Source organism: Streptomyces sp., from assembly GCF_036524955.1.
GTDB lineage: Bacteria > Actinomycetota > Actinomycetes > Streptomycetales > Streptomycetaceae > Actinacidiphila.
This window is the reverse complement of the sequence record NZ_DATDBG010000193.1, coordinates 1-15,739: the sequence shown is the minus strand read 5'-3', so window position 1 is coordinate 15,739 and position 15,739 is coordinate 1. Positions and strand designations below refer to the sequence as shown.

Genomic DNA, 15,739 nt, shown 5'->3' with positions numbered 1-15,739 from the left:
GCGTAATGCAGAATCACGGGGTGTCGACAACCGCTGACCAACGCACTCCATGCACAGGCCACAGGTGTCCGATTCGGGCGTTTTCCAAGGTCAACGAAACAAGAAAACCCCAGGTCAGAGGCATGACCCGGGGTTCACCATGGAGCCGCCTTCGGGATTCGAACCCGAGACCTACGCATTACGAGTGCGTTGCTCTGGCCAACTGAGCTAAGGCGGCTTGTTGTGCGGTTGTACGGCCACGGGTGGGGTGGCAGCAGCAGCGAAGGAGAGTCTACAGGGTTGGCAGGGGTGGTCGGGACGGGGCGGGGATCTTGAGGGGACACGGGGAGGGGAGGAGACGGGGAGGAGAAAGGCCGACGTGGTCAGGTGCAGGTTTTGTCGGGTGCGGGGAGGGTGTCCGCGAGGAGGTACGCGTTGACGGCGGTGTCGATGCAGTCGGAGCCGCGGGCGTAGGCGGTGTGGCCGTCGCCCTGGTAGGTGAGGAGGCGGCCGGAGGACAGCTGGGAGGCGAGGGAGACGGCCCAGGCGTAGGGGGTGGCGGGGTCGCGGGTGGTGCCGACGACGAGGATGGGCGCGGCGCCCTTGGCCTCGATGCGCTGGGGGTGGCCGGTGGCGGGCAGCGGCCAGTAGCCGCAGAGCAGTGAGGACCACGCGAGGGTGGTGCCGAAATGGGGTGAGGCTTCGGTGAAGGAGGGCAGAGCGCGTTCGACGGCGTCGGGGGAGGTGAGGGCCGGGGGGAGGTCGAGGCAGTTGACGGCGGAGTTGGCGTACATGAGGTTGCTGTACTGGCCGGATTCGTCGCGCTCGTAATAGCTGTCGGAGAGCTTCAGAAGCGGGTTGCCGTCGCCCTTGTCCGCGCTGGTCAGGGCGGCGCGGAGGGTGGGCCACGCCTCCTGGTCGTACATCGCCGCGATGACGCCCGTGGTGCCCAGCGACTCGGTCAGGCGACGTGCGGTGCCGGTGGGCAGGGGGCGGGCGTCCAGGGATGCGAAGAGGGCGTCCAGCTTCTTGCCCGCGTCGTTCACCGAGGAGCTGCCCAGCGGGCAGGCCGCGCGCTTCACGCAGTCCTTCGCGAACGCCGAGAACGCCACCTCGAAGCCGCCCGCCTGCGCCCGGCTGCTCTCCAGGGCGTTGACGGAGGGGTCCATCGCGCCGTCCAGGACAAGGCGGCCGACCCGCTGCGGGAAGAGGCCGGCGTAGGTCGCGCCGAGGAACGTACCGTACGACTTTCCGACGTACGTCAGCTTCTGGTCGCCGAGCAGCGCCCGCAGCACGTCCATGTCGCGCGCCGACTCGACGGTCGAGACGTGGCCGAGGAGCTTCGCCGAACGTTCCTTGCACCCCGCGGTGAAGTCCTTGTCGGCCTTGGTGAGGGCGGTGATCTCGGCGGCGTCGTCGGGGGTGGTGTCGACGGCGGTGTAGCCGTCCATCTGCTGGTCGGACGCGCACTCGACGGGCTCGCTGCGGGCCACGCCGCGCGGGTCGACGGCGACCATGTCGTACCGCGAGGTCACGGGCTCGGGGTAGCCGAGGGCCGCGTACTGGAGGTAGTCGATCGCGGAACCGCCGGGGCCGCCGGGGTTGACCAGGAGGGATCCGATGCGTTCGCCGGGGCCCATCGCTTTCTTACGGGCCACCGCGAGTCGGAGATCGTCGGCCGCGACAGGGTGCGCGTAGTCGAGCGGGACCTTCATCGTGGTGCAGTCGAAACCGGGCACGCCACAGTCGCGCCACGACAGTTTCTGGTCGTAGTACGGCGCCAGGGCCGCCGTGATCTGGGAGGGCAGCGGCTTGAGCGAGGCGGTGGCACTCGCCCCCGCGGAGGTACTCGGTGAGGATGCCTCGGCTTGGCGGCCGCCCCCTCCGGTGGTGCATGCGGACAGCAGCAGGCCGGTCACCGCGATCACGGTGGCAGGGATGCGGAGCAGGCGCTTGGAGTGCATCGGCGGCTCGGGTCCTCCCGTCGGGTGATTGCGAGCGTATCCGCCGCGGGGCGCCGACGACGGGAGAAGGTGTCGCCTTTTGAGTGGTTTACGGGATTAGGGGTGCCTCATTGGCGGGGCTGTGGTGGATGGTGGAGGAGATGCGGGGGCGGGTCCTCGCGTGTGAGGTGCAGGGGGTGGTGGGGGTGCTGGACGTGGGGGTACGGCGGCCAGGCGCGGGAGTACGGCTGAGGTCCGTGGTGGATTCGTGGGGGCCACCCGCGCGGGGCCGTCCAGCTTTTCGGTGAAGTAGCTCGCGACCAGGGCGAAGAGTTGACGCCGCCGGGAGATCCCGTCGAGTACACGTACGTCGCCACCGCGGGAGCGGAGGGTCTTCCGCAACGCGCGGGCCGAGTCGCGGGGGGCGGTCTCGCCGGACGCGGTGGCCAGCAGGAGGGAGGGGTGCAGGCCGGGTGCGGGGGCGAGCGCAGGGTACGTACCGGAGACGCCGACGGCCGCCGTGTAACGGGACGGGTGCGCGAGTGCTTCTCGTACGGCGCAGGGTGCCTCGGGGCCGATGCCGAGTACGGCTTGGGCGGTGCGCGCGGTCAGCACCCGGTAGCGGCGGGCGACCTCGGCCAGTACGGCCCCTGAGTCGTGTCCGCAGTCGCGCGGGAGGGCCAGGATGAAGGAGTCGGCGAGGCGTCGGCGCACCTGGAGGGCGAACCCGTCGTACAGGTCGGGATCCCCTGCGGCCGGTACGCGCGCCAGTACCACGGGATAGGCGAGGCCCGCGGCGCGCGCGGAGTCGTATCGCGGGGGCAGCCACACCCGTGTGCCGTCCGGCAGCGCTTGGAGCGTCCCGCCCGCCGGGTGGCCGATGGTCTGGACCCCGGCCGGCGGGGGTGCCGGCTCCGGTGTGCGGGATGGTGGGGGCGGAGGCGTGGGCAGCAGCGATTCGGGGGTGCGGGTGGGGCGGGAGACCGTGGCGACCGTGGGGCTGGCAGGCGTCGTCGGGCGGGCGTCCGGAAGCGTTACGGCCAGCGTGATCGCCACCAGCGCCGTCGCGCCGGCGGCCCCTGTCCGCAGCGCGATGCCGCGTTGGTCGACGGGAAGCTCGTACGGGCGCCCGGCCTCCTCCTGACGCCAGTACCGCATGGCCTGGTGCCCGAGCAGGACAGCCGCTCCGGTGGCCAGGAACAGCAGGACGGTCAGCACGGTGCCCATGTCGGCCACGGCGGAACCCCCTCCGATCGACTGCGGCCCCGCGGGGACGACACGGCGGACGGCGGGGGCGCTGCCTGCACCTTGCAACGGCGGGAGGCGGGGCGGTGGGAGCCGTTACGGCGGTGGGCTCGTGATCACTCGAAGGGAGGACATCTACGGCCATACGGGTTCATTGGGTGAGCGATGGGGAGAACGTGACTGAGCGGGGCGCGAGGAACGGGCGCGAGGAACGGGGCGCGAAGAGGGCGAGGCGTGAAGAGGGCGAGGCGTGAAGAGGGCGGGGCTTTGAAGGACGGGGGCAGAGGGAGCCGGGCTTCAGGGCGCCGGGCTCAGGAAACGGGGAGGAAGAGGCGGGGACGAAGAGGTGAGGACGAAGGCGGGGCACAGGAAGATGAGTGAGGGGGATGAGGACTCGGGGCGGTTGAGCGGTCCGGGTGAACTGCCTGGGGGTCACATCGGTTGCGGGACCGGCCTGGTCTCGTACGCGTGGCGGGCACGCAGGATGTCGTCGAGGTGGACCTCGGCCCAGGTGCGCAGGGAATCCAGCAGGACGGCGGCATCGCGACCCAGGTCGGTGAGGGAGTACTCGACGCGCGGCGGGATGGTCGGGTAGACGGTGCGGGTCAGCAGGCCGTCACGTTCGAGGTTGCGCAGGGTCTGGGTGAGGGACTTCTGCGTGATGCCGTCGAGGCGGCGCCGCAGTTCGCCGAAGCGCATCGGGCCGCCTGCGAGGGAGGGCAGGATCAGCACGGTCCACTTGCTGGCGAGGACGTCGAGGACCGTACGGGAGGGGCACTTCCGCAGGTAGGCATCGGCGCCACCATATTGGCGCAGGTCAGGGGTGGTCTCCATGCGGTACCTATATACCGTTGAGGTGCCTACTTCTCAAGGGAAAGCGGGCGGCCGAGTATGGGATCACGCGCCGCGGGGCGGGCTTCCGAAGACTTGGGCGATCTCGCACGGGCTTGCACGGGCCGCCGGGGCGCGGCGGCGTAAGCCGTAGGGCCGCGGGGCCGCAAGGCCGTAGTCGGCGTCATTCCAGGGGTGAGGAACAGGTTCATGCTGTCCATCGTTCAGAAGTCCTTCGGCGGGCCGGAGGTTCTTGAAGTCGTCGAGACGGCGATTCCCGAGCCCTTACAGACGGAGGTGCTGGTGCGGGTGCGGGCCGCGTCCGTGAATCCGGTGGAGGGGTACATCAGGTCGGGTGCGTTCCCGATGCTCGGGGAACCGCCGTTCACCCTCGGCTGGGACGTCTCGGGCGTAGTGGAGGCCGTCGGGCGTGGCACCGCGCGGTTCAAGGTCGGGGACGAGGTGTACGGGATGCCGTTCTTCCCGCGGCCCGGCAACACGTACGCGCAGTACGTGACCGCGCCGTCGCGGATGCTGGCGCACAAGCCCGCGTCGCTGGACCACGTACACGCGGCGGCGCTTCCGGTGGTCGGGCTCAGCGCGTGGCAAGGGCTGGTGGACTACGCGGGCGTCCGCCCCGGCGACCGCGTACTCATCCACGCGGCGGGCGGCGGAGTCGGCCATGTCGCCGTACAGATCGCGAAGGCGCTCGGAGCGTACGTGATCGCGACGGCGAGCGCGGGGAAGCGGGACTTCGTCCGGTCGCTGGGCGCGGACGAGGTGATCGACTACCGGATGACGGACTTCGCCGAGGCGGTGCGGGACGTGGACGTCGTCTACGACGTCGTGGGCGAGGACAACGGCGAACGGTCGTTCGCGGTACTGCGGCTGGGCGGTGCGTTCGTGACCGCGGTCGATCACGGCAACGCGGAGCTGCGAGCGAAGGGGGAGGCGGCGGGGCTGCGGTTCATCGGCCTGGCGGTCGAACCCGATCACACCGCACTGGAGGCGCTGACCCGGCTGGTGGACGAGGGGAGGCTGCGGCCGTACGTCTCGCGCACGTTCGAACTGCGGGATGTGGCGAAGGCACACCAGGTGGTGGAGGAGGGCGGGTTGACCGGGAAGGTGGTGCTGACGGTCGATTGAGAACCGGGCGGGTAAGTCGGTCCGAAAGCCCGAGGGGGATGAGGGGGTCCGAAGGCCCGAAGGGGATGAGGGAGTGGCAAGGCCCGAGGGGAAGGGTGAGCCGGCAGGGTAGGGAGCCGGCTCGTGTAGACGGCCGCCGCGCCCCGCGTGGTGCGGCGGCCGTCAAACGGGCGGGGCGCCGTTCAGCCGCCGCGAAGGGCCCGGCGGCCCGCACGCGGTGAGGCGGGTCACCCGGCCCCGGCGGCACGGCTGAGCCGACGCGCAAGGCGCCGCCCGCACGAGGCGGCTGTCACCCGACCCACGCGACAACCGCTCAGCCGACACGCAAAGCCGGCCGCCGCCCCGTGCTGGGCAGCGGTCACCAAACCCACCGGTCAACCGCTCAGCCGACACGCAAGGACCAGCGCCCCCGCGCGACGCCGCGGTCACGAGGCCCAGGCCCACGGGGCAGCTGCTGAAGCGAGGCCATCCGGGACAGTGAGCGCATCCTGACGGTCACCCCGGACCCACCCGGGCAACCGATCGGCCAACGCAAGCCCCAACGCCGCCCGCACGACGCCACGGTCACCCGACCCACGCGACAACCGCTCAGCCGACACGCAAGGCCCGGCGCCCCCGCGCCTGCCGCGGTCGGCCCCACGGGCAGGGCGGCGCTGCTCAGCCCGCGCGGAGGGCCAGGGTCATCGCCTCCACTGCGAGGAGGGGGGCCACGTTGCTCTCCAGCGCCTCGCGGCAGGCGAGCACCGCTTCGATGCGGCGGAGGGTCTGTTCGGGGCGGGAGGAGGTGGCGATGCGCTCGATGCCGTCGCGTGCCTCGGCGTTGGCGATGCGGTCGGCCGAGCCGCCGAACTGGAGGGTGAGGACATCGCGATAGAAGCCGGCGAGGTCGGTCAGGGCCAGGTCGAGGGTGTCGCGCTGGGTGCGCGTGGAGCGGCGTTTCTGGCGGTCGGCGAGTTCCTTCATCACGCCCGCCGTCCCGCGGGGCATCCGGCTGCCCGCGCCGGCCCCGGCCCCGAGGGCCTGCCGCAGCTCTTCCGTCTCCTTCGCGTCCACCTCCTCGGCGACCGCCTTGGCGTCCTCGCCGGCGGCGTCCACGAGTTCCTGCGCGGCGCGCAGGCAGCCGCCGATGTCGGCGATGCGCAGGGGCACGCGGAGTACGGTCGCGCGGCGGGCGCGGGCCGACTCGTCCGTGGCCAGACGGCGGGCCCGGCCGATGTGGCCCTGAGTGGCCCGGGCGACCTCGGCGGCCAGCGGCGGGGCGATGCCGTCCCGGCGCATCAGGACGTCGGCGACGGCCTCGGCGGAGGGCGTGCGCAGGCTCAGCAGGCGGCAACGGGAGCGGATGGTCGGCAGCGCGTCCTCCACGGAGGGGGCGCAGAGCAGCCAGACCGTGCGTGGGGCGGGTTCCTCGATCGCCTTGAGGAGGACGTTGGCGGCGCCTTCGGTCAGGCGGTCGGCGTCCTCCATGAGGATCACCTGCCAGCGGCCTCCGGCCGGGGAGAGGGAGGAGCGGCGGACGAGCTCACGGGTTTCCTTGACGCCGATGGAGAGGAGGTCGGTGCGGACGGTTTCCACGTCGGCGTGCGTGCCGATCAGGGCGGTGTGGCAGCCGTCGCAGAAGCCGCACCCGGGTGGGGCGCCGAGTTTCCGGTCCGGGCTCGTGCATTGGAGAGCGGCGGCGAAGGCCCTGGCGGCGGTGGAGCGGCCCGAGCCCGGGGGGCCGGTGAAGAGCCAGGCGTGGGTCATCCGGCTCCCCACACCTGCGGCGCCGAGCCGGGAAGGGGGCCCCCCGGTACCGGCGTCCGGCCCCCCGGTACCGGAGTGCAGTTCCGTGATGCCGGCGTCCGGCCCCCCCGTGCCGGGGTGCAGTTCCGTGATGCCGGGGTGCGGCTCCCCGGTGCCGGAGTCCGGCCCCGCTTCAACGGAAAGGCCCTCACCGGCCACGGACGGCGGTTCCTCCGTCACGGACGGCCATGCCGATGCCGTTCCGGTTGTTACGAGGGCGTCGGCGTCCGCCGCGGCGGCGGCGAGCTCCGCCACTACGCGGGGCTGGCCGACAACGTCGTCCCATACGGCCATGCGTACGTCCCTCGCCTTACCTCGACCTCTTGTGCGCGCTCCCCATTCTGCTGCACACCGCCGACACCCCGGGCTGCCCTCCGAATGCCCCCCGCTCGACCCCGCCCAAGCCCCCCGCCCCCCTTCACAGCGAAAGCCGCTGCACCCCCGAAGCGACAGCCCGCTGTTCCGGCGCCCCCTCCCCCGCCCCCGTCCAGCAGGAGCCGCGGCGGGCCAGGAGGCGGCGGAGCCAGACCTCCGTGGCGACCAGGTCACCGAGGCCGTCGAGGGGAAGGGCCTCGCCCGACGCGGCGCTCCGGAGGGCCGCTCGGACGACCCGCGCCTCCACCAGCCCCGCGTCCGCCAGCAGCGGGGCCTCGAAGAGGTCGAGGAGAAAGTCGAGGGAGGAGCGCAGCCCCGTGCGGGCCGCCGCTGCCGTGGTGGAGGAGGAGTTCGCTCCCCAGCCCGGGGGGAGTTCCCGCACGCCCGCGCCTTCCAGGACGTCCCGCAGCACGTCGGCCCGCGCCCCCGGCCGTACCCGCAAGGCACCCGGCAGCGCCTGGCAGGCCCGTACCACCTGGTTGTCGAGGAAGGGCGCGTGCAGCCGCTGGCTGGGTACGGCCGCGGCCTGTTCCAGGACCCGGTAGTCCGCCGCGTGGCGGGCGAGCGCGGCACGGGCCCGGCGCTCGCCGGGGCGTTCCAGCGGCCAGGGCCGGCGTGCCGCGTCCTGGAGGCGAACGGACACTTCGGCCAGCGCCTCCCCGGTCAGCCAGCGCGCCGCGGGCCCCGGCCGTACCCAGGCCATCGCGGCCAGCGACGCCCCGAGCGGCCCGGACACCGCCGACGCACCGAAGAAGGCGTCGTCCGGCCCGAAGCTGTTCCCGCCCCCGTAGTCACTGCGCAGCAGCCGCGCCGCGGCCTCCTCCACCCCCCGCTGGTACGGCGTGCGGGCCAGCCGCCGCGCCGCGCGGTACACCGTCATCGGCACCGTGAACGGCACGACCAGCGCGTGCCCGCCGTCCGCGCGCGCGAGCGCCGCCACCGGGCGCACCAGGTGGCGGCGGCGCCGGTCCATCAGCAGGTCGGCCAGCCGCGCCGGGTGCGCGTCAAGCACCTGCCGCGCGCCGTACCCGATCAGGTGATCCGCGCCGCCCGCGGCAAGCCGCCGCCGGTGCCGTTCGGCGACCACCAGGGAGGGCCCGGGTTCGTCGGTCAGCGGGCCTTCGGCGAGCTCCGCGTAGGGCAGCGCCTCCGCGCCGCCCGCCACCACGACATGCCGCAGCCGGGGGTCGGCGGCCATCCGCCGGGCCCGTTCCAACTCGGCCTCGCGCGCCTGCGGCCCGCCGCCGGCCAGGTCGTTGAACGTGACGGCGAGCAGCCGTTCCCCGGCCAGCGACCCGGGCGCCCCGGGCAGGGTCCCCGGCATCCCGGGCAGCCCGGCCGCGAGCAGTGCCAGCGTGGACGACGCGCTCCCCCCGGACAGGTCCGCGCCGATTCCGGGTGCGGGCGCCTCCCCCGGCTCGGGGACGAACCGGGGGTGCGCCAGCCGTGCCCGCACCGCCTCCACCAGCGCGTCCCGTACGCCGGCCACCGCCGCCTCCGCCTCGGCCGCGCTGGCCGGCTGGTGTCCCACGGCGAGCGAGACGGTCGGCTCGTACCCGCTGATCTCGGGCGCGCCGTCCCGCAGGATCAGCGCGTGCCCCGGCGGCACCCGCCGTACACCGAGGTACGGCGTCCCGTCGACCAGTGCCTCGGGCGCGTCCGGGCAGGCCAGGGTGGCCGCGAGGTGTGTGACGTCGAGTCCCGCCTCGACCAGGTCGGCCAGCGGCAGCGCGGCGGTCGCGTACGCCGTACCGCCCGACCAGCGCGTGTGGAAGACCGGCCGGGCGCCCGCGATGTCGCCCAGCACCGTGATGCGCCGCCCGAGTTGCAGCACCGCCGTGTAACTGCCCGGCCAGGTGGTCACGTGCCGCAGCGCCCCGCCGCGCGCGGCCACCAGCCCGCGCCGCAGCTCCGCGTCGCTCGCCCCGCACCGCCCGAGCACCGCGAGCCGCGCGACCCCGTGCGCCCCCGTCCCGGCACGGGGCCCGGCACCGGAGCCCGGTCCGTACGGACCGTAGGCCTGCCCGGCCTGCTGACCGTACGGGCGGTCGTACGCCGTCCCGTTCCCGTACGAAGCCCCGCGCGCGTTCCCGCCGTTCACCCCGTTCGTGCCGCGCCCCGCGTACGCCGGGTCGGCGTGGACGACCCGGATCTCGTCGGGCCGCCAGTCCCCCACCGCCCACAGCGGATCGGGGTCCGCCCAGAGCAGTTGGGCGCCGACCGGCCGGAGCGTACGGGACCTGGCGCCGGGAACGGGCCCCGCGGCGGCACTGCTCCACCCCACCAACCACCGCATCGCCGCCTCCACAGGCTGTGGACAGCCCGGGGTGCGATCACCGTCACCCCGCGAACCGCCACGTCTCGCCACGACTGACGTCCGGAAAACCATCCGGAAGACCGTCCGGGAGACCATGCTGCCACGTGGAAGCGCACAAAGAGGCGCATGGGTGCACCAAGCAGCGCCGGGTCGCACGCTGGAAGCGAGCGTGAGACGCACCCGAGACGAAACGTCGGATTCGCGCCAAAGTCTGCGGCACATGACGCGGTTGATATGCCGCCGATCGAATGCCGCACCGGGGGTGCGGGTTTCGGCTTGACGAGGCCGCGCCGGCCGGTCCGGCGCGGGCCGGCGGGACACGCCGACCCGGGGAACGAATGCCCGCCCCCCGGGCCGGTCCGCCGCCCGCGGGGATGGTGGCGACGGAATCCCTGGCCCGCCCCACCCCGCCATAGCCGCCTGCCGGAGCCGCGGGCCGAACCACACCCCATATGCAAGCGGTACCGCCCGAAGCGCCACAGAGCGCACAGCCGGGCGCACGGCCACATATAACGGGAGCACGCGCGGGATCGCGCCGGTGTACCGCCCCCGGACGGGGGGCCGGATTCGCGCCATCCGGCACAAGGCTCTTAACGGTGGGGATGCGGCGAACTACGCTGGGTGTACCCGGTTCGCACCCGTACGCGCGGCTCGGGTACCCGGCGCATGCGCCGCGCCCGCCGTGCACCGGCGGCCGTGGTGGCTGAATCGGTTCCGGGGGGAGGGCGACCCCCGTACCCCACGACAAGACCAGGCCGTCCGGCCTGCCCCCAGCGGCATCACGAGGTGAACCGCAGTGAACAGAGAACACCGCGGGCCGAACGAGAAACTCGGCACCCTTCTCGCTCTGGCGGGCATCAGCAACGCCGGACTCGCCCGCCGGGTCAACGACCTCGGCACACAACGCGGTCTGACCCTGCGTTATGACAAGACCTCGGTCGCGCGCTGGGTCACCAAGGGCATGATCCCGCAGGGCGCCGCCCCCCATCTGATCGCGGCGGCCATCTCCGGCAAGCTCGGTCGGCCCGTACCGCTGCACGAGATCGGTCTCGCCGACGCCGACCCGGCCCCCGAGGTCGGCCTCGCCTTCCCCCGCGATGTCGGCGAGGCGGTGAAATCAGCCACCGACCTGTGGCGGCTGGATCTGGCCGGCCGGCGTGGCCCGGGCGGCGCCGGTATCTGGCAGAGCCTGGCCGGATCCTTCGCGGTCAGTGCTTATGTGACCCCCGCCTCGCGGTGGCTGATCACCCCGGCGGACGCCACGGTCGCCCGCGACGCCCCCGCGCCCGGCATGGCGCACGTCGGCCACACCGACGTGTCCAAGCTGCGGGAGGCCGCGGAGGACGCCCGCCGCTGGGACTCCAAGTACGGTGGCGGCGACTGGCGTTCCGGCATGGTCCCGGAGTGCCTGCGGGTCGAGGCCGCCCCGCTGCTGCTCGGTTCGTACAGCGACGACGTGGGCCGCGCCCTGTTCGGCGCCACCGCCGAACTCACCCGCCTGGCCGGGTGGATGGCCTTCGACACCGGCCAGCAGGAAGCCGCCCAGCGCTACTACATCCAGGCGCTGCGGCTGGCCCGCGCCGCCGCCGACGTCCCCCTCGGCGGTTACGTCCTCGCCTCCATGTCCCTCCAGGCCACCTACCGCAACTTCGCCGACGAGGGCGTCGACCTCGCCCAGGCGGCGCTGGAGCGCAACCGCGGCCTCGCCACCGCCCGCACCATGTCCTTCTTCCACCTCGTCGAGGCCCGCGCCCACGCCAAAGCCGGTGAGGCCGCGGCCTGCGGAGCCTCCCTCGCGGCTGCCGAAGCCCTGCTGGAGCGCTCCCGCGAGGGCGACGCCGACCCGAGCTGGCTCGGCTTCTACTCCTACGACCGGCTCGCCGCCGACGCCGCCGAGTGCTACCGCGACCTGCGCATACCCCGCCAGGTCCAGCGCTTCACCGAGCAGGCCCTGGCCCGTCCCACGGAGGAGTTCGTCCGCTCCCACGGCCTGCGGCTGGTCGTCTCCGCCGTCGCCGAGCTCGAATCCGGCAACCTCGACGCCTGCTGCGCCGCGGGCGTCAAGGCCGTGGAGGTGGCCGGCCGCATCTCCTCCGCCCGCACCACGGAGTACGTCCGCGACCTCCTCCACCGCCTCGAGCCCTACAACGACGAGCCGCGCGTCCTGGAGCTGCGGGAAAGGGCGCGCCCGCTGCTGGCGGCTCCGGCGTAGTGAGTCAGGCCCGCCGTTCGTGGGCAGGCGGGCCACCGGCCGGCACCATCGGGCCTGCCCGGCCTTCGAGGGCGGGAAGCGCTGCCGGGCCGGCGGTTCCGCCCGCCGGACACGAAGACTGGGTCCGCCCGGCGTTTCGAGGGTAGGCACATCCCACCCGGCCAACCAGAACCGGCCCGCTCCCCGGAGGAACCGCACACCGTGACCCGCTCCACGACGGATCTCACCGTGATCGGCGCCGGCATCGTAGGCCTGGCGACGGCCTTCGCCCTCACCCGGGCCGCCCCGGGCGTCCGCGTGACCGTCCTGGAGAAGGAGCCCGGCCCCGCCCGCCACCAGACCGGCCACAACAGCGGCGTGATCCACAGCGGCATCTACTACCGGCCCGGCTCCCTGAAAGCGCGGTACGCGCTGGCCGGTTCCGCCGAGACCCCCGCGTTCTGCGCCGACCACGGCATCCCCCACGAGATCACCGGCAAACTGATCGTCGCCACCGCCCACGCCGAACTCCCCCGCCTGCACGCCCTGGCCCAGCGCGGCCGCGAACACGGCCTGACCGTCCGCGAACTCGGCCCCGCCCAGATCGCCGAGGCCGAACCGGAGATCGCCGGCCTCGCAGCCCTGCACGTCGCCTCCACCGGCATCTGCGACTTCACCGCCGTGGCGGGGGCGCTGGCCCGCCTGATCACGGACGCGGGCGGCGAGATCCGTTACGGGGCGCGGGTCACGGAGATCTCCCGGCGCGATCCGGAGGGGCCCGTCACGGTCCGCACCGTGAGCGGGACTTCCGGCAGCAGCTCGCACTTCACCGACCTGCGCACCAAGGTCCTGATCAACTGCGCCGGCCTGCACAGCGACCGCATCGCCCGCCTGGCCGGCCACGACCCCGGCATGCGGATCATCCCGTTCCGCGGTGAGTTCTACGAACTCGCGCCCGCCCGTCGCGGCCTCGTCCGGGGCCTGGTCTACCCCGTCCCCGACCCCGATTTCCCCTTCCTCGGCGTCCACCTCACCCGTGACGTGCACGGCGGCGTCCACCTCGGTCCGAACGCGGTCCCGGCGCCGGCCCGCGAGGGTTACCGCCGACGCACGGTACGGCTGCGCGACCTCGCCGACACCGCTGCCTTCCCCGGCACCTGGCGGATCGCCCGCCGCCACTGGCGCCAGGAGGCGGGCGAGATCCGCCGGTCCCTGTCCAAGCGCGCCTTCACCGCCGACGCCCGCCGCCTGCTCCCCGCCCTGCGCCCCGCCGACCTCCGCCCGGCCCCGGCCGGCGTCCGCGCCCAGGCCGTCCTCCCCGACGGCACCCTCGTCGACGACTTCCTCTTCGCCGGCTCCGGCCCGTTCGTCCACGTCCTCAACACCCCCTCCCCGGCGGCGACCGCCGCGCTGCCGATCGGCCGCGAGGTGGCGCGGCGCGCGCTGGAGGCGCTGTGAGGGGGCGTGGGGCACGGGGGCGTGAGGTCGTACGCCTGAAGGCGCACCGGTACGGACGGGCGGACGGGAAGGCGCGCTCGTACGGACGGGCGGACGCCCGACGGCGCGCACGCCCCACCGGAGAACCGTCAGCCGAAATCGAATCCGCACAGGTGGCCGCGGGCGGGTACGGACCCTGCGAGTGCCCGCACTCCGCGCGGAAGACGCAGGGCATCCCACGGCACACCCGCACGCACACCCGCCCGCGCGGAGAACCGTAGAATCGAACCATCGTGTCCAGCTCACCCTCCCTCCCCCCAGCCCCGCCGGCAGGCGCCCGCATGTTCCCCTCGGGCCCGGCCCCCGACCCGGCCGGTTCGCGCGCCGAGCACCGCATCCGCTCCTTCCACGCGCGGCGCGGCCGTGTCACCCACGCGCAGGCCGCCGCGATCGGACGGCACTGGGCGCGGTGGGGCGTCGAGCTGGACGGCACCCCGCTGGACCTGCCCGCCCTCTTCGGCTCACCGGACATGCCCGTGGTGGTGGAGATCGGCTTCGGCATGGGCGACGCGACCGCGCGGATGGCCGCCGCCGACCCCTCCACCGGCATCCTCGCGGTGGACGTCCACACCCCCGGCCAGGGCAACCTGCTCGCCCTCGCCGACAGCCTCGGCCTGACCAACGTACGGGTCGCCAACGGCGACGCCATCGTGCTGCTCCGCGACATGCTCCCCCCGGCCTCCCTGTCCGGCCTGCGCGTGTACTTCCCCGACCCCTGGCCCAAGGCCAAGCACCACAAGCGCCGCCTGATCCAGCCGTCCTTCCTCGCCCTGGTCACCCCCCTGCTACGGCCGGGCGCCGTCGTCCACTGCGCGACCGACTGGGAGCCGTACGCCGACCAGATGCTCGACGTACTGACCGAGGCCCCGGGCCTGGTCAACCGGCACGAGGGCTTCGCGCCGCGCCCCGACTTCCGCCCGATGACGAAGTTCGAGCGCCAGGGCCTGGCGAAGGGCCATGTCGTGCGGGACCTGCTCTTCACGCGCGTATGACCGGAGGACAAGGGCGCGACCGTACGGACGGGGGCGTGCGCGTACGGCCGGCGCGCGGCCGTACCACCGGAGCGTGACCGGACGACCGGGGCGCGACCGTACCCGTCGCGCCTGTCCGACGTCGTATACACCCTCGCGCACCGCACCCCACCCCCCGTACTGTCGACAGGTGTCCACGTACTCGTCCTCGCCCGACTCAGCCAGCGAGCATGTGTACCCGCCGCCCGATTCCACCCCCTCCCCCGCCCCTCCCTGGAACGCCACGACGCACTACGCGCCGCGGCACTCGTTCTGGGAGAGCAAGGCGGTGCGTACCGGGGCGCTGTTCACCGGCCTCGCGGTGTGCGGGGTGGTCATTCTGGCGCTGGTGCGGCAGCACATCGGGACCGAGCCCTTCCTGGTCGGGCTGGCGCTGGCGATCCTGCCGGTGCCCCTGCTGATCTGGGCCTTCCTGTGGCTGGACCACGTGGCGCCGAGCCCGTGGCAGAACGTGGTCTTCGCCTTCTCGTGGGGCTCGTGCGCGGCCACGCTGGTGGCGCTGTTCGCCAACGAGTACGGCGCCAAGCTGCTCGGGTCCACGTTCTCCGCGAGTCCGACGCAGACCGACGAGTGGGGGGCGACGTTCGTCGCGCCGCTGGTGGAGGAGACCGCGAAGGGCGCCGCGATCCTGTTGCTCTTCCTCTTCCGGCGCCGCCACATCGAGTCGCTGGTGGACGGCATCGTGCTCAGCGGGCTGGCCGCGACCGGGTTCGCGTTCACCGAGAACATCCTCTACCTCGGCACCGCCTTCAGCGAGGACAAGGCGCTCGGCGAGGGCGTCACCGTGACCGCTGCGACCTTCTTCGTGCGGGTCCTGATGACGCCCTTCGCGCACCCGCTCTTCACGGCGATGACGGGCCTCGGTTTCGCCATCGCGGCCACCACCCGCCCGGGCCGCCGCTGGCGCTGGCGCTGGTTCCCGCCACTGGCCGGCTGGCTGCTGGCGATGGTCCTGCACGGCACGTGGAACGGTTCCGCGCAGTTCTCCCCGCTCGGTTTCCTCACGGTGTACGTGTCCGTGATGATCCCCGTCTTCGGCCTGATCGTCTCGCTCGCCTTCTGGGCCCGCTCCAACGAACTGCGCACCATCCGCGCCACCCTCCCCGTCTACGCCACCGCCGGCTGGCTCACCCTCCCCGAGCCCGCCGCCCTGGCCTCCATGCGGATACGGTCCCAGGCCCGCCGCACGGCCCGCCGCCTCTACGGCGAGGCCGCCGCCCGCGCGGTCCGCGACTACATAGGCTTCGCCACCCACCTCGCCTTCCTCCGCGCCGCCGCCACCCGGGGCCTGCCCACCCCCGACTTCTCCGCCCGCGAATCCGAACTCCTCCACCACCTCTGGCACCGCGCATCCCTCGCCCGGCCCGCCCTCCTCACCCCCTTTCCCCCACCCCCCTTC

The 15,739-nt window shown here is 73.5% G+C and carries 10 protein-coding genes and 1 tRNA gene; 5 read left to right on the top strand and 6 right to left on the bottom strand.

Going from position 1 to position 15,739, the window contains the following annotated elements; translation table 11 throughout:
• Positions 1-140 precede the first annotated feature (140 nt).
• From VIW71_RS16005 to VIW71_RS15990, 4 genes are all read right to left on the bottom strand, one after another.
• Positions 141-217, bottom strand: a tRNA-Thr gene (locus tag VIW71_RS16005).
• A 145-nt stretch (positions 218-362) separates the two neighbouring features.
• Entirely contained in the window at positions 363-1,943 is a 1,581-nt protein-coding gene (locus VIW71_RS16000) for an alpha/beta hydrolase (protein ID WP_331622958.1), read from the bottom strand.
• A 96-nt stretch (positions 1,944-2,039) separates the two neighbouring features.
• The gene (locus VIW71_RS15995) at positions 2,040-3,158 is read right to left on the bottom strand and encodes a hypothetical protein (RefSeq protein WP_331622957.1); all 1,119 of its coding nucleotides are present in this window, start codon (positions 3,156-3,158) and stop codon (positions 2,040-2,042) included.
• A gap of 441 nt (positions 3,159-3,599) precedes the next feature.
• Complete coding sequence (locus tag VIW71_RS15990; protein WP_331622956.1) at positions 3,600-4,001, bottom strand: winged helix-turn-helix transcriptional regulator; 402 nt, start codon at positions 3,999-4,001, stop codon at positions 3,600-3,602.
• A 207-nt stretch (positions 4,002-4,208) separates the two neighbouring features.
• Here VIW71_RS15990 and VIW71_RS15985 point away from each other — a divergent pair, with 207 nt between their 5' ends.
• Positions 4,209-5,144 carry an NADP-dependent oxidoreductase gene (locus VIW71_RS15985; protein ID WP_331622955.1) on the top strand — a complete coding sequence of 312 codons (936 nt, stop codon included), beginning with the start codon at positions 4,209-4,211 and terminating at the stop codon, positions 5,142-5,144.
• 657 nt (positions 5,145-5,801) lie between these two features.
• Here VIW71_RS15985 and VIW71_RS15980 read toward each other — a convergent pair.
• Positions 5,802-7,223, bottom strand: coding sequence for a DNA polymerase III subunit delta' (locus VIW71_RS15980; RefSeq protein WP_331622954.1), 1,422 nt, complete (start codon positions 7,221-7,223; stop codon positions 5,802-5,804).
• Positions 7,224-7,347: 124 nt separating this feature from the next.
• Positions 7,348-9,600: an asparagine synthase-related protein gene (locus tag VIW71_RS15975; RefSeq protein WP_331622953.1), complete on the bottom strand. Its 2,253-nt coding sequence runs from the start codon at positions 9,598-9,600 to the stop codon at positions 7,348-7,350.
• An 817-nt stretch (positions 9,601-10,417) separates the two neighbouring features.
• Between VIW71_RS15975 and VIW71_RS15970 the strand changes: the two genes are divergently transcribed.
• The 4 genes from VIW71_RS15970 to VIW71_RS15955 form a co-directional block, all read left to right on the top strand.
• Positions 10,418-11,833, top strand: coding sequence for an MFS transporter (locus VIW71_RS15970; RefSeq protein ID WP_331622952.1), 1,416 nt, complete (start codon positions 10,418-10,420; stop codon positions 11,831-11,833).
• A 201-nt stretch (positions 11,834-12,034) separates the two neighbouring features.
• Complete coding sequence (gene lhgO, locus VIW71_RS15965; protein ID WP_331622951.1) at positions 12,035-13,270, top strand: L-2-hydroxyglutarate oxidase; 1,236 nt, start codon at positions 12,035-12,037, stop codon at positions 13,268-13,270.
• A 320-nt stretch (positions 13,271-13,590) separates the two neighbouring features.
• Entirely contained in the window at positions 13,591-14,301 is a 711-nt protein-coding gene (trmB, locus tag VIW71_RS15960; protein ID WP_331622959.1) for a tRNA (guanosine(46)-N7)-methyltransferase TrmB, read from the top strand.
• 169 nt (positions 14,302-14,470) lie between these two features.
• The coding region (locus tag VIW71_RS15955; protein ID WP_331622950.1) for a PrsW family intramembrane metalloprotease at positions 14,471-15,739 on the top strand (1,269 nt) is incomplete at its 3' end.